Origin of the sequence: Thauera chlorobenzoica, assembly GCF_001922305.1 — a bacterium.
Classification (GTDB): Bacteria; Pseudomonadota; Gammaproteobacteria; order Burkholderiales; family Rhodocyclaceae; genus Thauera; species Thauera chlorobenzoica.
Genome location: NZ_CP018839.1, coordinates 418,766 through 435,574 on the forward strand (window position 1 = coordinate 418,766; position 16,809 = coordinate 435,574).

The window sequence follows — 16,809 nt, forward strand, 5'->3', positions numbered from 1 at the left end:
CCTCCATGCGAGGTAGCCCTCGGGTCACTCGGCGATTTTTTGGAATACCTTGTCCTTGACGACTTCTACATAGCGAGAATCTCGTCTTACCAGTTCATCGACAATCATTTTGACCTGAAGAGAGTCTATCTGCTCATCCGTGTACTGCTCGCCTATCTCTGGAACGAATCGAGGGTCTAGCGAAGAGCCTCGCAGCGCCCAGTAGTAATCATCAAAATCCATATACCCGCCTACTTTTAGCAATCGGTCGCACAAGAAGAAATTCAGTGCATCGACTGCGACGGTATGCGCTCCGTCCAGGAAACAATAATCAAAGAACGGGATGCCATCCTGCTCAGAGATCAGTTTGATCAGAGACCAATTATAGGAATCATTGTATTTCTGGGTATTCCCATAGGAGAAAACCCGATTCGGCAAGCCTTCCGCCAGAATTCTCTGGTTTACAGCCTGGATATTTTCTTCGAAATCAAATAGATGTAGTGTGGCGTTAGGGAATTTCTTTGCAACATTTATAGCAGTCCCGCCCTTGTAGATACCAAATTCGGCATACTGCAGATGCTGCGCAGGAAGATAAACAGATTCCATGAAATCGTAAGTTCCTTTTGTTCCCTCCGGTGCAACACGCAAAGATCCAGGATACCAATTTTTATTCATACAACCTCCAAAAGTTAATCAACGTCCAATGGAACAGTAAACAATATCTCTTTTCTTGACCCGTTTGGGCTCGAACAGATTCCGCCCGTCGAAGATCACCGGCTGCTTGAGTTGCTGCTTGATGAAGTCGAAATCCGGCGCCTTGAAGGCCTGCCACTCGGTGACGATCACCAGGGCGTCGGCGCCTTTCAGTGCGGCTTCTTTGGTACCGCACAGGCTCAGCTCGTCGCGGTTGCCGTACAGACGCTGGGCCTCGTGCATGGCTTCGGGGTCGTAGGCCTGCACCCGGGCGCCTGCCGCCCAGAGCGCCTCCATCAGCGCGCGGCTGGGCGCTTCGCGCATGTCGTCGGTGTTGGGCTTGAAGCTCAGCCCCCAGAGGGCGAACGTGCGGCCCTGCAGGTCGCCCTCGAAATGCCGCTCGATCTTGCGGAACAGAACGGTCTTCTGCTCGTCGTTGCGGCTTTTCACCGCTTTCAGCAGATGGGCGTCGAAGTCGATGTTTTCGGCGGTGCGGATCAGCGCCTGCACGTCCTTGGGGAAGCAGGAGCCGCCGTAGCCGGCGCCGGCATAGATGAAGTGGTAGCCGATGCGCGGGTCCGAGCCGATGCCCTGGCGGACCATCTCGATATCGGCGCCAAGGCGTTCGGCCAGGTTGGCGATCTCGTTCATGAAGCTGATCTTGGTCGCGAGCATGCAGTTGGCGGCGTACTTGGTCAGCTCGGCGCTGCGCACGTCCATGACGATGATTTTTTCGTGGTTGCGGTTGAAGGGTGCGTAGAGCTCGCGCATCACTTCTTCGCTGTCGGCGCTCGCGGTGCCGATGACGATGCGGTCGGGACGCATGCAGTCGGCGACGGCCGAGCCTTCCTTGAGGAATTCGGGGTTGGACACGACGTCGATGCCCAGATCGCGGCGGCCACGTTCGGTAAGGACGCCGAGGATGCGCTCGCGCACCCTGTCGGCGGTGCCGACCGGGACGGTGGATTTGTCGACGACGATTTTTGCTTCGTCCATGTGACGGGCGACGCTTTCGGCCACGGCAAGGACGTACTGCAGGTCGGCGGAGCCGTCTTCGTCGGGTGGCGTGCCGACGGCGATGAACTGCAGAGACGCATGGCGCACGCCTTCGACGGCATCGGTGCTGAAGTGCAGGCGCCCGGCGGCGTGGTTGTCACGCACCAGGGCTTCGAGGCCGGGTTCGTAGATGGGGAGGATGCCCTGGCGCAGGCGCTCGATCTTGCCGGCGTCGACATCGACACAGACAACGTCGTGCCCGACCTCCGCGAGCACCGCAGCCTGGACCAGGCCGACGTAGCCGGTGCCGAAAACGGTGACCTTCATTGGGGATTCCTGACACGATGATTCAAGATCGTCATCGTGCCGGGAAGGCATCGCACCTATAGCGTGGAATAACCGCTGTTTTATTGACCAGTCTCTGGTGAAGGCCGGCATCTGGGCGCCGCATGGTATTCGACGCCTCGCCTTGTGCGGATTGTGGGTCGAAGTTCAGCGTCCGCGCCCAGCGCGCGTGCACCGGATTCGACGCCGTGCTCAGCCGCATTGCCGGGTCGATCACGCCGTTCCACAGGCTTATGCCGCTGCAAAAGAAACTCAACCTTCACGGCCTCGAACGGAAAGACGATCCGGCCGTCCGCCGTGCGCTCGAGCACACCCGCGTTCAGCCGCGCCGTGAAGTCGCCGTGAACCGCCTTCACGTCGCGGCCGACGCGGCGGGCCGCCTCTCGAATGGATACCGGACCGGCCTCGCATAATACCTTCAGCAGTTCCTAGCGTTTTTCGGTGAGCACCTTCCAAAGCAGCTCCGGCGTGGTGAAGGTGTAGGGGCTTTCAATCCGACCAGCATGCCGACGATCGCCTTTCCCAGCCTCGTTGTCGTAACGGAGAACGCATTCGCCACGAACTATGTAGTCTGGCCGAGGTGTTCGCCGAACCGCCGGGTCGCCCCGCCGGGTCGCCCCCACCGGCCAGCCATTGAAGGGGATCGGGATCGGGGTCAAACGCCGCCTTGCTGCTGGCGGGGTCGCCAACGCGGCGGTGCTGCACGCAGTGCGCCAGGCAGGTTGCGTCTCTCCGGGCTGCCGCTGTTATTCCAAAAACATAGCCGAATGGGATAGCATGGCCTGCCCCACGACCCCGGCCAGCCCCTCATGCCTGCGCGCGACCACGATTCTGGCTACAAGCTGCTGTTTTCCGACCCGCTGATGGTGCGCGACCTGGTGCGCGGCTTCGTCGATGATCCGTGGCTGCAGCGGCTCGACTTTTCCACGCTGGAGCCGGTCAAGGGCCACTACGTCAGCGAGGACATGCGCCAGCGCGCCGACGACGTGGTGTGGCGGGTGAAGAGCGGCGAGGGCTGGGTGTATCTGTACCTGCTGATCGAGTTCCAGCACGCCATTGACCGCTTCATGGCGCTGCGCATGCTGGTGTATGTGGGGCTGCTGTACCAGGACCTGATCCGCCAGAAGCAGCTCGCCCCGGGCGGACAGCTGCCGCCGGTGCTGCCGATCGTGCTCTACAACGGCGAGCGGCGCTGGCGCGCACCGACCACGCTGGCGGCGCTGCTGCCGCCGCTGCCGGCATTTCTGAAACCGTTGCAGCCGCAGATGCGCTACGTGCTGATCGACGAGGGCGCCTACCCGGACGAAACCCTGCGCGGCCTGCCGCAAAACCTCGCCGCCGCGATCTTCCAGGCCGAACGCCTGCAGACGCCCGCGGCGATCCAGGACTTCGTCGCCCGCCTGGAGGCCGAAACCCGCGCCCCGGCCTTCGCCCGCGTGCGCCGCATCGTCGCCATCTGGCTGCGTGCGGTCCTCAGGCATAATCGCACCTACGCCATCGATCTGCCCGAACTGGACGATCTGCAGGAGCTGAACACCATGCTGTCGCAACGCATCGAAAAATGGGCCAAGGACTACCTCGCCGCGGGTGAGCAGAAGGGGCGGATGGAAGGACGGGTGGAAGGGCTGCAGCAAGGCGTCCTCCGCGGAGAGACCCGCGTGCTGGCGCGCCTGCTGACCCGCCGTTTCGGCGAGCTGCCCGGCTGGGTGGAAGCGCGTCTCAACGCAGCAACCGAGGCGCAGCTCGAAGCCTGGTCCGACGCCGTGCTCGACGCCCGCAGCCTGGACGAGGTGTTCGCCGAACCGCAGGGTCGCCCCGCCGGGTCGCCCCCACCGGCCAGCCATTGAAGGGGATCGGAATCGGGGTCAAACGCCGCCTTGCTGAGAAGGCGGCGCTTTGTCGCGACTGTGGGGCTGGGGAGTTCTCGAAAACCGTTTTCGCTTGAACCTACGCAGAACGGCGAGTTTCGAGAAGGTCAGGCCGCTTGAAATACCCGCATTTCGACGTGCAAACCGGCCGCGGCAGCCATGTTCACCAAGGCATCGAGGCCGAACAGGTTGATCTTCCCGCGCATCAGGTCGGAGACGCGCGGCTGCGTGACACCGAACAGCTTGGCCGCCTGCGACTGGCTCATTTCGGTGCGGGTGATGTGATCCTTGAGCGCCATCATCAGTTCGGACCGCAGCTTCATGTTCTCCGCCTCGGCCGGCGTGTCCTCGATGGCGTCCCAAACGCTGGAGTATCGTTGCTCGCTCATTGCCCTGGCTCCTTCACCAAGTCGCGGTAACGCTTCGCGGCGAGATCCACGTCGGCCTTGCTGGTCTTCTCCGTCTTCTTCTGGAAGCAGTGAAGCACATACACGGCGTCGGTGAACTTCGCCACATAGATGATCCGGAACGCGCCGCTCGCGTCCCGAATCCGAATCTCCCGAACGCCCTGGCCTACGGTGCTCATCGGCTTCCAGTCGTCGGGCTCGCGACCCCTCTGCACCTGGTCGATCTGGTGGCCGGCCTCGCGTCGCACGGCCAGTGGAAAGGCGCGCAGGTCATCGAGGGAGCTTTCCAGGAACTTGACGGGCTTGGGATCAGGCATGCTGCGACTATACAAAATTTTGTATGTTCTGACAAGCGGGCAGGCCAGGCAACCGGCTTAGCGTACGATTTTTCCGTTTTCTGAGGCCTGCCGCAAAACCTCGCCGCCGCGATCTTCCAGGCCGAACGCCTGCAGACGCCCGCGGCCTGGACGAGGTGTTCGCCGACCCGCCGGGTCGCCTCCACCGGCCAGCCATTGAAGGGGATCGGGGCTGGCCTCGTTTTACTCGCGGGCTCGCGCGCAGCGATTTTTTACCGCGGCCCAAGGGGTAGATGACATCAGCGGGTAGTCGCCCTTCTTCGCAACGATCTGTTCCCAGTAGTTCAGACCATCTTGATGACCAGGCGCTTGCCGCAGGCATGTGCGTACTTGCGCAGCGTGGCGAACGAGGGCGAATGGTGTTCGCTGCGGATCGAGGCTTCCAGGCGCGACACAGCACTCTTGGTCGTTCCCATGCGGGCTGCGACTTCCTCTTGGGTCAGGCCCGCCTGCTTGCGGGCCTGCAGCAGTTCGTTGAGTGCAGCGTACTCTTCTTCCAGGCCGTCCCACGCGGCCTTGAATCCTGGCCGTTGCATGGCACGGGCAAGTTCCGCCTTGGTGTCCAGGCGAACCGGCTTGAATTGCTCACTATGCATGTTTGACCTCCTTCAGTCGCTTGCGGGCTGTCTTCAGTTCCCGATCGGGCGTTTCCTGCGTCTTCTTGATAAAGCTGTGCAGGATCACAATCTCGCGTCCGACCATCGTGCAGTAGAACGCACGGCCAATTCCTTCCGCGCCCTTGCAACGTAACTCGAAGAGTCCGTCGCCCATGGCACGTGAGTGCGGCAGGCGTAGGTCGGCACCGTGCTCTTCCATCAGTAAGAGCAGGCGAAGGTAGTCGGCGTAGATGCCAACCGGCCACTCGGTGATCTCGCGTTGCACGCGCTCGTTGAAGTAACTGACAGTCCAGTTCACGTCCTGGATGTTAGCGAATTTGCTAACTTTTGCAACTGGGTAGCCTCGGCAAGGGTGATGCCCGGCCGCTAACAGGATGTTGATTTAATAGGTTTTCCAGCATCCATGCGGGTTGTGAGGCTGATATAATTACATCTGCATTAAGAAACTGATTATTCTCATGCGCGGCATCGACCATAAACAGAACGCCCTGTTCAGCTACGTCAATATCGAAGACCGCATTGACCGGGATCATCCGTTGCGCCGGATCAAAACGCTGGCCGATATGGTTCTGCGCACGATGTCGCCGCAATTCGATGCGTTGTATGCCGATGGTGGCCGCCCGTCGATTGCACCGGAACGCTTGTTGCGGGCGTCGCTGTTGCAATGTCTGTTTTCGATTCGCTCGGAGCGTGCGCTGGTCGAGCATATCGATTTCAACATGATGTTCCGGTGGTTCGTCGGCATGACGCTGGACGAGCCGGTCTGGGATCACTCGACGTTCAGCGCCAATCGCGAGCGGCTCCTCAAGGAGAGCGTGATGCGCGAGTTCTTCGGTGGCGTGGTGGCGATCGCCGAATGGGCCGAGCTGGTGTCGGACGAGCATTTCAGTGTCGACGGCTCGCTGTTGCGGGCGTGGGCCTCGCACAAGAGCATGATGGCCCGGGACGGCTCCGACGAGCCGCCCGGACCGGATCAGGGACGCAACCCCGAGGTGGACTTTCGCGGCAAGAAGCGCTCGAACAAGACGCACGTCTCGCGCACCGACCCGCAGGCCCTGCTCGCCAGCAAGGGCGGCGGCGTGGCGTACCTGAGCTACACCACGCATGCGTTGGCCGAGAATCGTCACGGTCTGATCGTCGATGTCCACACTACGACCGCCACCGGAACCGCTGAGCGTGAGGCGGCGTTGGTGATGGCCAGGCGCAGCATCAAGCCCGGCAATTCGGCGCACAAGCCGACGCTGGCGGCCGACCGGGGGTACGACACCGCCGAGTTCATCGCCGCGCTCGAGCCGCTGGGCATTGCCCCGCATGTCGCGGCCAAGGTCAAGGGCAGCGCCGTGCCCAATGAGGTGAAGTCGTCCCCCGGTTACGCGGTCAGCCTGCGCCGACGCAAGATGATCGAAGAGGCCTTTGGCTGGGCGAAGGATATCGGCACGCTGCGCCATGCGATGGCGCGTGGGCTGGATCGAATCCGTGCGCATGCGTTGCTCAATTTCTCGGCTTATAACCTGACGAGATTGGGCAATCTGCTGGCGCCGTAATTCGCGGGCGCCCTGGCGCCCTGCGGATGGGAAACGTTGTAGTCGAAAAACCATGTCTTTGCGGCGACAGGAGCGCTGCTGATTTGCGGTAGCACAATCGACGGAAAAGTCAGCTTGAATCGGCATGATCACGGGGAAAGCGGGCGATTTTCAAAGTCGATTTTTCCCCGGGGACTGGAAACCGAAGGTGAACCCGAGATTTTCAACACCCTGCTAACCGCATGTCCATATCGACAAGGGGGCGGCGATCGCCAAGGTTTGGCTGCATGATGGTGCGATAGCACGCAGTCCGGGCTTTGCTGCATCGGAGTTGGGAAAGATTCAGCGTTTGGTGCGCCATGAACACGGCTTGCTGCGCTCCCAGCGTGCAACTACACTGCGTAATACCAGTCGGCAAATGGTATTACGTAGAATGAACAACCTTTCCATCAAGATTGATCCCGATCTCGAACGCGCCCTCGTACTGGCAAGCGAGCGCGAACACGTCAGCAAGTCCGAGCTGATGCGCCGCGCACTCGCGAGTTACCTGAACCAGCGCGCCGCAGTCACGTCGGCACCGTCCGCGCTCGATCTGGCCGGCGATCTTGCAGGCTGCTTCAGTGGCGGGCCTGCAGACCTGTCGTCCAATCCGCGCCACCTCGAGGATTTCGGCCGGCGATGAACCACCGGCTGATCCTCGACACCGGCCCCTGGGTCGCACTGCTTTGCCGGGATGACGGCTATCACGACTGGGCCAAGGCGCAGTTCGCACAATTTCCCGGCCCTTTCCTGACCTGTGAGGCAGTGGTTGCGGAAACGTGCTTTCTGCTCGCCCGCGCCGGCTTCGACCCCGCCCGGGCGCTCATGCTGCTCGAGCGCGGCGCAGTTCGGATTGCCATGCCGCTTGAAGAACAGATCGCACCGGTGCGCCGGCTGTTCGAACGCTACGACAACGTGCCCGCCTCGCTGGCCGACGCCTGCCTCGTGCGCATGTCCGAGCTGTTCGAACCCTGTAGCATCCTGACTCTCGACAGCGATTTCGGCATCTACCGGCGCCACGGCCGCAAGACGATTCCCGTTATATCGCCCCACGCGTAGCACGCCGCGGCCGATCGCAGGCTCGCCCGGCCCCGCGACTGCCGTCCTGCCCCGCCCCGTCCGGCCGTGGAAAGCTTAGAATGGCCGCCCGCCACGCGTTGGGAATAACGGGTGGTTTGTGCATGGGGCCGCGCTGCAGGGCGGGTGGAGACGAGGACGATGGGCGACGAGCAGGACAAGTACAACCGGGTGGACAACCCGATCGAAGTCGAACAGCTGCTGGGGGCGCTGAGCGACGCCGACGGCGCCTGGATTCGCCTCGAGCGCGACGATGCCGAGCCGCAGCCGGTGCTGGTGGCCGAGCAGCGTCCGGGCGAGGTGCTGGTGCTCGATATCGGCGCGGTGCGCGAGATCGCCGGCGAGCTGCGCCGCGGGCAGGCGTTCCGCGTGCTGGGGCGGGCCGGCGAACGCCTGCTGCGCACCGAACCGATGGTGGCCGAGGCGGTGCGTGAGGAAGGGGGGCGGGTGTATTGCGACTGCCCCTATCCGGTGGCGCTGGGGGTGCTGCAGCGGCGCGAGGCGTTTCGCGCCCGCCTGCGTCCGGGGATGGAGGTCGGGGTGGTGGTGCGCAGCGCCGATGCCGCCGGCAGCGTGCATGGCGACCTGCGTGACCTCTCGCTCGGTGGTTGCCAGGTGGCGCTGCCGCTGTCGTCGGGCACCCGCCTGCGCGATGCGTCGTCGCCGCTGGAAATGGAGCTGTGCTTTCCCAACGGCACGCGCTTCATCATCGCCGCGCAGACCACCCGCTTCAACACCGACATCCGCCGCCACGCGATGTTCGTCGGCTTTCGCTTCGAGGCCCCGAGCGCGGAGCAGGAGCGCCTGCTGTGGCAGTTCGTGCGCGAAATCGAGCGCGAAGTGGCGCGCCTGGACGGCACCCTGGCCGGCACCGTGCAGCCCTCGCCGCTGCTCACGCCGCCGCCCGGGGCCGAGCCGCCGGTGGGCTGGCGCGCGGCGCTGGTGCATCCGACGCCGATGGCGCGCCGTCTGGCACGGGTGGCGGGTTATCTCGACGCCCAGGCGCTGGAATTGCAGCACGGCGGCGACGTGGACCCGGCGCAGCTGTCGCGCCACGCCGACCTGCTGCTGACGCTGCTCGACGAAGACCGCGAGGCAGTGCTGTTCGCCACCCGCTGCATGCACCGCGAGCCGATGCCGGTGCGCCACGGCCTGGCGGTGGCGGCGCACCTGGTGGACCTGATGGGCGGGCCGCGGGTGACACCCGCGCTGCGCAAGGCGGTGGCGGCGGCGGCGATGGTGCACGACCTCGGCAAGGTGCTGCTGCCGGCCGAGCTGCTGGCTGCGACTACGCTCGATGCGCCAGCGCGCGCGCGCCTGGCCGAGCATGTCGGCCTGCTCGCCGAGCGCCTGGGGCGCTGCCGCTGGCTGGCGCCGAGCGTGGTGACTGCGGTCATCGGCCAGATCAACGAGCGCCTGGACGGTAGCGGCTACCCCGCTGGCGCGCGCGCCGATGCGCTCGGCGAGCTGGCGCGCGCGGCGGCGGTGGTGGATGCGGTGGAGGCGATGCGCCGTGCCCGCGCCGACCGCCCGGCGCTGTCGCTGGCGGAGATCTACCGTACCCTGCTGCGCCCCGATTCGCCTTTCGACCCGAACTGGGTGCGGCGCCATCTGCGCCATTTCGGCGCCTTGCCGGTGGGCGCGCTGGTGCGCTACGCGGGCGACCACCTGGCCTGGGTGCAGCGCCTGGACGATGCGCGCCGCCCGATCCAGGTGGAACTGACCGACCGCATCGTCGCGCCCGAAACCCTGACCGGCGAGATCCTGCGCGGCCCGGCGCTGGCGCGGCTGGGCGCGGTGGTGGAGGAATGCCCGGTCGACGCCTGAAGCGGCGTCTCAAGTCCGTGCTTCGGTCGCCGATAAACCGAACAGCAGCGTGCGCCGGCGGTTTCTCCGTCGAGTGCACGCCGCCGCGCCCTGTCACACTGACCGTTGGCGTGGCGGCTGAAGAAATCCACGATCGACGTTGACGGGAGGCAGGACATGGCCAGCATCAGCGCCCTGGGCATCGGCTCGGGGCTGGACCTGAACGGGTTGCTCGACCAGCTCAATTCGGCCGAGCGCGGCAAGCTCGCGCCGATCACGCAGCAGAAGAAAGTGGTGCAGGCGCGCATTTCGGCCTACGGCCGCATGCAGAGCGCGCTGGCGAGCTTTCGCGACGCCGCGACCAAGCTGGCCAATCCGGCGCATTTCCGCCAGGTGTCGAGCTCGGTGTCGGGCAGCGCGGTAAAGGCGACGTCGTCGACCGATGCGGTGGCCGGGCGCTACGACGTCGAGGTAACCCATCTGGCGCGCGCGCAGAGCCTGGCGACGGCCGGCTTCGCCGCCAGCGACACCGACCTCGGCGCCGGCACGCTGACGATCGAGGTGGGCGAAGGCGGGGGCGCGAAGACGCTGAGCATCGCACTGAGTGCGGACAAGAGCTCGCTGGCCGACATCCGCGACGCGATCAACGCCGAAAACGCCGGAGTGACCGCTTCGCTGGTCAACGATGGCAGCGCCGAGCCCTGGCGGCTGGTGCTGAGCACCACGGCGACCGGAACGGCGGCGGCGGTGAAGTCGGTGGCCTTCAGCCATGACGGCGGCGATGTCGAGCTGGAAACGAAGTTCGCCTTCGATGGCGCGACCTACGATCCGCTCAACCCGCCCGCCGGCGCCGCCAGCGAAACGGTGGCGGCGCGGGATGCGTCGTTCAAGGTCAATGGGGTGGCCATCTCCAGCGGCAGCAACACCGTCGAAAACGCGATCCAGGGGGTGAAGCTGAACCTGGCCGAAGCCGGCACGGCGACGGTGACGGTGAGCCGCAATGAAAGCGGGGTGAAGGACGGGGTCGATAATTTCGTCAAGGCCTACAACAGCCTGCATTCGGCCTTGCGCGACCTGAGCAGCTTCGACGCCGAAAGCGGCTCTGCCGGCATCCTGCTCGGCGACAGCACGCTGCGTTCGGTGCAGTCCCAGCTGCGCCGCGAGATTACCGCGATGGGCGGAGCGGGCGACGTGCGCATGCTCTCGGACCTGGGCATCCGCGTCCAGCTCGATGGCTCGCTGAAGGCCGAAGGCACCACGCTCGCCGACAAGATCGCCGCCGATCCCGCTGCGGTGGCGGCCTTTTTCGCCGGCACCGAAGCCGACGCGTCAACCGGGCTGGCCGCGCGCCTGGAGGCGCGGATCAAGCCGATGCTCGACAGCGGCGGCCTGTTCGACAACGCCACCAAGGCGCAAAAAGCCCAGGTGAAGTCCCTCGACCAGCGCTATGCGCGCATGGAAGAGGGCATCGAGGCCACGATCGCGCGCTACCGCGAACAGTTCCGCCAGCTCGACAGCATGGTCGCCAGCATGAACCAGACCAGCGGCTACCTGACCCAGCAGTTCGACAATTTGAATGCCATGCTCAAGGGTTCGAAGTAAGCCGGGACGCACAACAGAGAGATGACGCGACGACCGCCGCACCGCGTGCGGCGTGCGACAAGAAAAAAAGGAGTGATGCCGTGAATGTTCGTTACGGAGCCCGCGCCTATGCGCGCGTGGGAATCGAGAGCGGGGTGATGTCGGCCAATCCGCACAAGCTGATCGTGATGCTGTTCGACGGTGCGGCCGGTTTCATCCGCGCCGCCCGCCTGCACATGCAGGCCGGTCAGGTGGCGGCCAAGGGCGAGGCGATCTCGAAGGCGATCGATGTCGTCGGCGGCCTGTCGAGCGCACTCGACCATGAGCGCGGCGGCGAACTGGCAGGGCGGCTGGAGTCGCTGTACGACTACATTTCCGACCTGCTGCTGAAGGCGAACCTGGAAAACAGCGTGGCCCGGCTCGATGAAGCCGAGCGCCTGCTCGCGGACATCGCTTCGGCGTGGCGCGAGATCGGCGAGGCTGCCGCGGAGCCGGTCGATGGCTAGTGTGCACGCGGACGGTGCGCCGGTGCGCGACCTGCAGCCAGTGGTGCTGGCCGGCTACGCGGCGCTGCTGCGACACTGCGCGCAGATGCTGGCGGCGGCACGCGCCGACGACTGGGCGCGGCTGCTCGCCTACGAGTCGGCCTACGTCGATACCGTTGAGCGCCTCGGCCACATCGAGGCCGGGCTGAACCTGGACGCCGCGGGACAGCAGAGCAAGGCCGAGCTGCTCGAGCGCATCCTCGAGCACGATTTCGAGATCCGCGAACGCCTGCTTGCCCGCCGCGAAGAGCTCGGGCGCCTGATCTCGGCGGCCGAGCGCGGCCACGTCGCCGGGCGTGCCTACCGCAGCCAGCAGCCATTGGCGCTGCCCGAGGAGTACGCGGAGCCGCTGCCCGGGATGCCGTGAGCGGTATCAACCCCCTGCTCGACACCCTGCTTCACCACGTACTGGGGAAGCGGGTCGATACTGCACTGCCCGCCCCGCTCAATCAGGCCGTCGGCCCGCCCGGACCGATCGAGGCGCTGCGCGCGATCCATGGCGATGCCGGCGTCGATGGGCGCAAGGCCGACACCCTGGCGCGCCCCGGGCAGCGTGCCGAAGGCGCCGAAGCCGGCGCCGCCGCGCAGCGCGAAGGCGCCCGCGGCGCGGGGGCGGAGGCGGCGCCGGCGAACGCTTCTGCGCGGGTGCATTTCAGTCCCTCGGCGCGCGTGATCGCCGAGCTGCTGTCCCACTACCCCGCCGCGCCTTCGGCGCTGCGTCCGGCGGCTCCGCTGCTGGGCGCCGGTGAAGCCGACCCCGCCGTGCTCGCCGGCCGCTTCGAGCAGGGCGTGCGTGATAGCGGCCTGTTCTACGAAAGCCACCTCGCGCGCTGGTACCAGGGGCGCCTGCCGGTCGCCCAGTTGTTGAGCGAACCCCAGATGGCAGGGCGCCCGCCGCCGGTCCTGGCGCCATCCGCCGCGGCTGCGGGTGCCGGGGCTGCCGCGAGTGCCGCGAGTGCCGCGCCGGGCGCCGGTACGCCACCGGTTCCACTACCCCTGCCCATGCCGCCGTTCGCCCCAGGGGCGCCATCCACGCCGTTTTCGCCACCTTCCGGTGAAGGCCGCGGGGAAACCGCCGCCGCCGGCACCCCGCTTGCGCGGCCGAGCGCGGCCGAAGCGCAGCCGGCCGAGGCGGCTTTGACTTCCTCCAATAAAATTGATAAAAGTCGTAACGGTTTGCAAATTTATCAGCGACTATCGCCCCTGCCGCTTGCCTCGGCCGGAGACGCTGCACCGGAAGCGGCGCGGGCGGGGTCCGAGGTCGAACCCGCGCCGCCGCGGGTCGCCGTGGAAGAAGGCTTGCAGGCGCTGGTGCGGCATCAGCTCGAGCTCCTGGCGACGCCGGTGCTGCGCTGGGAAGGCGAGGCCTGGAGCGGGTTGTTCGTCGTCCTCGCGCTGGCGCTGCCGCAACTCGAAGACCGCTCCGGGGCGCGCGATGGCGCTGGTGGGCAGGAGGGCGGCGAGGAAGGCGGGCAGGAGTGGCACGCCGAAATCGGCCTCGATGTCGCCGGGCTGGGGGCGCTGGAGGTGTCGCTGAGCTTGCGCGAGCGTGCGCTCGCGTTGCGTCTGAGCGCAGCCGATGCCGGTGTGCGCAGCCGTCTTGAAGAAGGCCTCGGGGCATTGCGCAGCCGTCTCGAAGCGTTCGGTTTCGATGCGCTTGAGCTCGCCGTCGATGAAGGGGGCGAGGACATGGGCGAGGGCCGGGGAGTGGATGGCGATGGGCGCTGAGCAGGGCGCGCGCCGGCAGGCGGTGGCGTTGGCCTATCGTGAGGGCGACAGTGCGCCGCGGGTGGTGGCGCGCGGTTACGGCGAAATGGCCGAGCGCATCATCGCCGAGGCGCGCCGTTGCGGCATCCATGTCCACGACGCGCCCGAGCTGGTGGCGCTGCTGATGCAGATCGATGTGGACGAGACGATTCCGCCGGCCTTCTATCAGGTGGTGGCGGAACTTCTGGTTTGGGTGCGAGGGCTGGCAGCGGTGGAGGCGGACGGAGATCCGCAGTCGCTGCAGCCGTTGCGAAAATGATGCTCCAGGGCCGGCGTGCGGGCGGGTTCGGCGCCCTGGGACCCTGCCGAAAATGCATGGATACAACCGGAAGCAGTGCTGGTAAAGATGAAGAACGAACAGTTCGGAGAGGAAGTCGAGGAGCTTAATCTCCTGTACCTGCTGCTTGCCCAGCGCATGTTGATGCAAGACCGGGCAAGTGCGAAGTTCCGCTTGAAGATCGACGATGCCCTGGCCGATGCGCTGCTGGCGCTCAGGCCGCGCCAGGTGCGTCAGCTTGCGGCCTGCAATCAGCTCTTGTTCCGGCTGGTCTTCGACGACGCGGAGCGTTTCAAGGCGCTGGTCGAGAACCGTCGGCTGGAAGGGCTGACCGGGGTGCATGCGGCGATCGTGCTCGCTTCGGAAGGCGAGGACGACGCGCAATGAGCGAAAAGAGCCTGGTGGCCGAGCTGGCCGAGATCAACCTCGCGGTCGAGCTGATCGAGCTGGGGGCGCGGCTGCACGTACTCGAAGCGGAGACGGCGCTCAGCCGCACGCGGCTGATCCGCTTCTACAAGGAAATCCGCGGGGTGTCGCCGCCCAAGGGGATGCTGCCGTTTTCCACCGACTGGTTCGTCACCTGGCAGCCCAACATCCATTCGTCGCTGTTCTACAACACCTACCTGCGCCTGCGCGAAGACCCCGGCTGTGAGCGCATGGATGCGTTCGTGAAAGCGTTCCGCCTGTACCGCGAGTTCGTCGACCGCGACGGCGAGCAGGCCGTCCTGGGGCTGACGCGGGCGTGGACGCTGGTGCGCTTTTTCGAAAGCGGGATGCTGCAGCGGTCGCGCTGCACGCGCTGCGGCGGGAAGTTCGTCGCCCACGCCCATGCCCCGGCGCACGACTACGTCTGCGGTCTGTGCCAGCCGCCGTCGCGCGCCGGCAAGGGGGCGTCGTCGCACGCCGCGGGCCGGCGCTCGGAACTGCGCCTGGCCGCCGCATACGGCGGGCCGGCGACTGTCTGAGCGGCGGTGGGGCGCGCCCCGTCACGGCGCGGCGGGCGTCTGCGCCGCGCTCGGCAGGGCTAAAGTTTCGCCGCCCGCGGCCGATTAAATCCGCAATTCCTTTTCAGATCTTCATCCCCGGGGCCCTGCAGTGCTGATACCTCTCGGCTATATCGTCGTCATCGCCTCGGTTTTCGGCGGGTTCGTGCTCTCCGGCGGCAGCCTCGGGCCGCTGTTCCAGCCCACCGAAGTGCTGATGATCGTCGGCGCGGGCGTGGGCGCCTTCATCGCCGCCAACAACGGCAAGGCGATCCGCGCCACCTTCCGCAGCTTTTCCACGCTGCGCCGCAGCGCCGGGTACAACAAGGCCATGTACATGGAGCTGATGGCGCTCCTGTACCAGCTGCTGAGCAAGATCCGCCGCGAGGGCATGCTCGGCATCGAGCGCGACATCGACAATCCCGCGGAGAGCGCGCTCTTTTCGCAGTATCCGAAGGTGATCGAAGACCCGATGATCGTCGGTTTCCTGACCGACTACCTGCGCCTGATGGTGAGCGGCGGAATGAACCCGCACGAACTCGACGAGCTGATGCTGCACGAGATCGAGGGCTTCGAGCACGAGGCCCATGTTCCCGCCAATGCGCTCGCCCGGGTCGGCGACGCGATGCCGGCATTCGGCATCGTCGCCGCGGTGATGGGGGTGGTGAAAGCCCTGAGCACGGCCGATGCGCCGCCCGACCAGATGGGGCAGATGATCGCCCACGCCCTGGTCGGCACCTTCCTCGGCATCCTGATGGGCTACGGCTTCGTCAATCCGGTGGCGAACCGCATCGAGCGCCAGGTCGCCGAGGCGGTGAAGATGCTGCAGTGCATCCGGGTGACGCTGCTCGCCAGCCTCAATGGCTACGCGCCGCCGATCGCGGTCGAGTTCGGGCGCAAGACGCTCGATTCGAGCGAGCGTCCCGATTTCGCTGAACTCGAAGCCCACGTGCGGGGCCCGCGGGCCGAGTCGGGGAACGCATGAGCGCCCGTGGCGCGGGCGACCAGCGGCCGGTGATCATCGTCCGCCGCAAGAAGGTGGTGCATGGCCACCATGGCGGCAGCTGGAAGATCGCCCTGGCCGACTTCATGACGGCGCTGATGGCGCTGTTCCTGGTGATGTGGATCATCTCCAACGCCGGCCAGAAGGAGCGCGAGGCGGTGGCGGAATATTTCCGCACGCCCTTGCTGGTGTCGCTGACCGGCGGCGAACGCCAGGGCACGAGCGCGAACGTGATCCCGGGCGGCGGCCCCGATCCCGCGCACGCCGAAGGCGAGCGCCAGCGCATCGACCCGCTGAGCCAGACGCGGCCCACCGAGATCCAGCGGCGTGCGCTGCAGAACCTGCAGCAGCGCATCATCAATGCCGTCGAGGCCAGCCCGCAGCTGCGCGAGCTGCGCATCCAGATGCGCTTCGACGTGACCCGCGAAGGCTTGCGCGTCCAGCTCGTCGATACCGACGCGCGGCCGATGTTCGATCTGGCCAGCGACCGCGTCGCCCCCTACATGCGCGATCTGCTGCACCTGCTCGCCCCCCTGCTCAACGAGCTGCCCAACGACCTCAGCATCGGCGGCCATACCGACGGCCTGCAATACGTCGATGGGGTGCGCGGCGTCGGCAACTGGGAGCTGTCGGCCGGACGCGCCAACGCGACCCGGCGCGAGCTCGTCGCCGGCGGGCTGGATGCCGACAAGCTGCTGCGCGTGTCCGGTTTCGCCGACCGCGTGCCGCTGCCCTCGACCACCACGGTCGATCCGGCAAACCGGCGCATCGAGGTGGTGGTGCTGTTCGACGAAGTGGCCGAGCGCATCCGCCGTCCGGTGGACGCGGTCGATGGCTTCGGCCGCCCGCTCGAAGCACCGGCCGCTCCGGCAGGGGCTGAGGCCGGCGTGCAGGGCGCGCCCCAGGGGGCGAGCGGTGGGGTGCCAGGCGTGCCGGCGGACTGAGCG

General features: G+C 66.0%; 21 protein-coding genes and 1 pseudogene. 15 read left to right on the plus strand and 7 right to left on the minus strand.

What is annotated here, in order from left to right; translation table 11 throughout:
- Window positions 1-24: 24 nt before the first annotated feature.
- The 3 genes from Tchl_RS02010 to Tchl_RS18430 form a co-directional block, all read right to left on the minus strand.
- A complete protein-coding gene (locus tag Tchl_RS02010) occupies window positions 25-654 on the minus strand; it encodes a class I SAM-dependent methyltransferase (protein ID WP_146060811.1) in 630 nt (209 codons plus the stop codon).
- 18 nt (window positions 655-672) lie between these two features.
- Window positions 673-1,995, minus strand: a complete 1,323-nt coding sequence (locus tag Tchl_RS02015; RefSeq protein ID WP_075146916.1) for a UDP-glucose dehydrogenase family protein — start codon at window positions 1,993-1,995, stop codon at window positions 673-675.
- A gap of 80 nt (window positions 1,996-2,075) precedes the next feature.
- Window positions 2,076-2,438, minus strand: a complete 363-nt coding sequence (locus Tchl_RS18430; RefSeq protein WP_456300377.1) for an HVO_A0114 family putative DNA-binding protein — start codon at window positions 2,436-2,438, stop codon at window positions 2,076-2,078.
- 384 nt (window positions 2,439-2,822) lie between these two features.
- Here Tchl_RS18430 and Tchl_RS02030 point away from each other — a divergent pair, with 384 nt between their 5' ends.
- Complete coding sequence (locus tag Tchl_RS02030) at window positions 2,823-3,860, plus strand: Rpn family recombination-promoting nuclease/putative transposase (RefSeq protein ID WP_075146919.1); 1,038 nt, start codon at window positions 2,823-2,825, stop codon at window positions 3,858-3,860.
- A gap of 128 nt (window positions 3,861-3,988) precedes the next feature.
- On the opposite strand, the gene Tchl_RS02035 is transcribed toward Tchl_RS02030, so the two are convergent.
- The 4 genes from Tchl_RS02035 to Tchl_RS02050 all read right to left on the minus strand — a co-directional run bounded on the left by Tchl_RS02035 (window position 3,989) and on the right by Tchl_RS02050 (window position 5,559).
- Window positions 3,989-4,270, minus strand: a complete 282-nt coding sequence (locus Tchl_RS02035) for a helix-turn-helix domain-containing protein (protein WP_075146920.1) — start codon at window positions 4,268-4,270, stop codon at window positions 3,989-3,991.
- A complete protein-coding gene (locus tag Tchl_RS02040) occupies window positions 4,267-4,605 on the minus strand; it encodes a type II toxin-antitoxin system RelE/ParE family toxin (RefSeq protein ID WP_075146921.1) in 339 nt (112 codons plus the stop codon). Before Tchl_RS02040 ends, Tchl_RS02035 begins: the two co-directional genes overlap by 4 nt.
- Before the next feature lie 323 nt (window positions 4,606-4,928).
- Entirely contained in the window at window positions 4,929-5,240 is a 312-nt protein-coding gene (locus tag Tchl_RS02045; RefSeq protein WP_075146922.1) for a helix-turn-helix domain-containing protein, read from the minus strand.
- Window positions 5,233-5,559, minus strand: a complete 327-nt coding sequence (locus Tchl_RS02050; RefSeq protein ID WP_075146923.1) for a type II toxin-antitoxin system RelE/ParE family toxin — start codon at window positions 5,557-5,559, stop codon at window positions 5,233-5,235. Before Tchl_RS02050 ends, Tchl_RS02045 begins: the two co-directional genes overlap by 8 nt.
- Before the next feature lie 160 nt (window positions 5,560-5,719).
- Between Tchl_RS02050 and Tchl_RS02055 the strand changes: the two genes are divergently transcribed.
- The 14 genes and pseudogenes from Tchl_RS02055 (at window position 5,720) to motB (ending at window position 16,806) form a co-directional block, all read left to right on the plus strand.
- A complete protein-coding gene (locus tag Tchl_RS02055; protein WP_075146924.1) occupies window positions 5,720-6,805 on the plus strand; it encodes an IS5 family transposase in 1,086 nt (361 codons plus the stop codon).
- Between the two features lie 229 nt (window positions 6,806-7,034).
- Window positions 7,035-7,133, plus strand: a pseudogene (locus Tchl_RS18360) (hypothetical protein); the annotation flags it as partial.
- An 84-nt stretch (window positions 7,134-7,217) separates the two neighbouring features.
- On the plus strand, window positions 7,218-7,466 hold the full coding sequence (locus Tchl_RS17550) for a ribbon-helix-helix protein, CopG family (RefSeq protein ID WP_160113134.1): 249 nt from the start codon (window positions 7,218-7,220) through the stop codon (window positions 7,464-7,466).
- On the plus strand, window positions 7,463-7,882 hold the full coding sequence (locus Tchl_RS02070; RefSeq protein WP_075146925.1) for a type II toxin-antitoxin system VapC family toxin: 420 nt from the start codon (window positions 7,463-7,465) through the stop codon (window positions 7,880-7,882). Before Tchl_RS17550 ends, Tchl_RS02070 begins: the two co-directional genes overlap by 4 nt.
- A gap of 159 nt (window positions 7,883-8,041) precedes the next feature.
- On the plus strand, window positions 8,042-9,727 hold the full coding sequence (locus Tchl_RS02075; protein WP_075146926.1) for an HD domain-containing phosphohydrolase: 1,686 nt from the start codon (window positions 8,042-8,044) through the stop codon (window positions 9,725-9,727).
- Window positions 9,728-9,883: 156 nt separating this feature from the next.
- Window positions 9,884-11,308, plus strand: coding sequence for a flagellar filament capping protein FliD (fliD, locus tag Tchl_RS02080; protein WP_075146927.1), 1,425 nt, complete (start codon window positions 9,884-9,886; stop codon window positions 11,306-11,308).
- Window positions 11,309-11,388: 80 nt separating this feature from the next.
- Complete coding sequence (gene fliS, locus Tchl_RS02085) at window positions 11,389-11,793, plus strand: flagellar export chaperone FliS (protein WP_075146928.1); 405 nt, start codon at window positions 11,389-11,391, stop codon at window positions 11,791-11,793.
- A complete protein-coding gene (locus Tchl_RS02090; protein ID WP_075146929.1) occupies window positions 11,786-12,199 on the plus strand; it encodes a flagellar protein FliT in 414 nt (137 codons plus the stop codon). Before fliS ends, Tchl_RS02090 begins: the two co-directional genes overlap by 8 nt.
- Window positions 12,196-13,560: a flagellar hook-length control protein FliK gene (fliK, locus tag Tchl_RS02095; RefSeq protein ID WP_075146930.1), complete on the plus strand. Its 1,365-nt coding sequence runs from the start codon at window positions 12,196-12,198 to the stop codon at window positions 13,558-13,560. The genes Tchl_RS02090 and fliK overlap by 4 nt, the downstream gene beginning before the upstream one ends.
- Window positions 13,550-13,858: an EscU/YscU/HrcU family type III secretion system export apparatus switch protein gene (locus Tchl_RS02100; RefSeq protein WP_075149529.1), complete on the plus strand. Its 309-nt coding sequence runs from the start codon at window positions 13,550-13,552 to the stop codon at window positions 13,856-13,858. Before fliK ends, Tchl_RS02100 begins: the two co-directional genes overlap by 11 nt.
- An 87-nt stretch (window positions 13,859-13,945) precedes the next feature.
- Window positions 13,946-14,263 carry a flagellar transcriptional regulator FlhD gene (locus Tchl_RS02105; protein WP_075146931.1) on the plus strand — a complete coding sequence of 106 codons (318 nt, stop codon included), beginning with the start codon at window positions 13,946-13,948 and terminating at the stop codon, window positions 14,261-14,263.
- Window positions 14,260-14,841 carry a flagellar transcriptional regulator FlhC gene (gene flhC / locus Tchl_RS02110; RefSeq protein WP_075146932.1) on the plus strand — a complete coding sequence of 194 codons (582 nt, stop codon included), beginning with the start codon at window positions 14,260-14,262 and terminating at the stop codon, window positions 14,839-14,841. Before Tchl_RS02105 ends, flhC begins: the two co-directional genes overlap by 4 nt.
- 130 nt (window positions 14,842-14,971) lie before the next feature.
- Window positions 14,972-15,844 (plus strand): flagellar motor stator protein MotA, encoded by an 873-nt coding sequence (gene motA / locus Tchl_RS02115; protein ID WP_075146933.1) that lies wholly within the window; start codon window positions 14,972-14,974, stop codon window positions 15,842-15,844.
- Window positions 15,841-16,806: a flagellar motor protein MotB gene (motB, locus tag Tchl_RS02120; RefSeq protein WP_075146934.1), complete on the plus strand. Its 966-nt coding sequence runs from the start codon at window positions 15,841-15,843 to the stop codon at window positions 16,804-16,806. The genes motA and motB overlap by 4 nt, the downstream gene beginning before the upstream one ends.
- The last annotated feature ends 3 nt before the right edge of the window (window positions 16,807-16,809 follow it).

Coding starts and splice junctions, on each gene's coding strand:
- Tchl_RS02010 (WP_146060811.1), bottom strand. CDS start 654: ATGAATAAAAATTGGTATCCTGGATCTTTGCGTGTTGCACCGGAGGGA.
- Tchl_RS02015 (WP_075146916.1), bottom strand. CDS start 1,995: ATGAAGGTCACCGTTTTCGGCACCGGCTACGTCGGCCTGGTCCAGGCT.
- Tchl_RS02030 (WP_075146919.1), top strand. CDS start 2,823: ATGCCTGCGCGCGACCACGATTCTGGCTACAAGCTGCTGTTTTCCGAC.
- Tchl_RS02035 (WP_075146920.1), bottom strand. CDS start 4,270: ATGAGCGAGCAACGATACTCCAGCGTTTGGGACGCCATCGAGGACACG.
- Tchl_RS02040 (WP_075146921.1), bottom strand. CDS start 4,605: ATGCCTGATCCCAAGCCCGTCAAGTTCCTGGAAAGCTCCCTCGATGAC.
- Tchl_RS02045 (WP_075146922.1), bottom strand. CDS start 5,240: ATGCATAGTGAGCAATTCAAGCCGGTTCGCCTGGACACCAAGGCGGAA.
- Tchl_RS02055 (WP_075146924.1), top strand. CDS start 5,720: ATGCGCGGCATCGACCATAAACAGAACGCCCTGTTCAGCTACGTCAAT.
- Tchl_RS17550 (WP_160113134.1), top strand. CDS start 7,218: ATGAACAACCTTTCCATCAAGATTGATCCCGATCTCGAACGCGCCCTC.
- Tchl_RS02070 (WP_075146925.1), top strand. CDS start 7,463: ATGAACCACCGGCTGATCCTCGACACCGGCCCCTGGGTCGCACTGCTT.
- Tchl_RS02075 (WP_075146926.1), top strand. CDS start 8,042: ATGGGCGACGAGCAGGACAAGTACAACCGGGTGGACAACCCGATCGAA.
- fliD (WP_075146927.1), top strand. CDS start 9,884: ATGGCCAGCATCAGCGCCCTGGGCATCGGCTCGGGGCTGGACCTGAAC.
- Tchl_RS02090 (WP_075146929.1), top strand. CDS start 11,786: ATGGCTAGTGTGCACGCGGACGGTGCGCCGGTGCGCGACCTGCAGCCA.
- Tchl_RS02100 (WP_075149529.1), top strand. CDS start 13,550: ATGGGCGCTGAGCAGGGCGCGCGCCGGCAGGCGGTGGCGTTGGCCTAT.
- Tchl_RS02105 (WP_075146931.1), top strand. CDS start 13,946: ATGAAGAACGAACAGTTCGGAGAGGAAGTCGAGGAGCTTAATCTCCTG.
- flhC (WP_075146932.1), top strand. CDS start 14,260: ATGAGCGAAAAGAGCCTGGTGGCCGAGCTGGCCGAGATCAACCTCGCG.
- motB (WP_075146934.1), top strand. CDS start 15,841: ATGAGCGCCCGTGGCGCGGGCGACCAGCGGCCGGTGATCATCGTCCGC.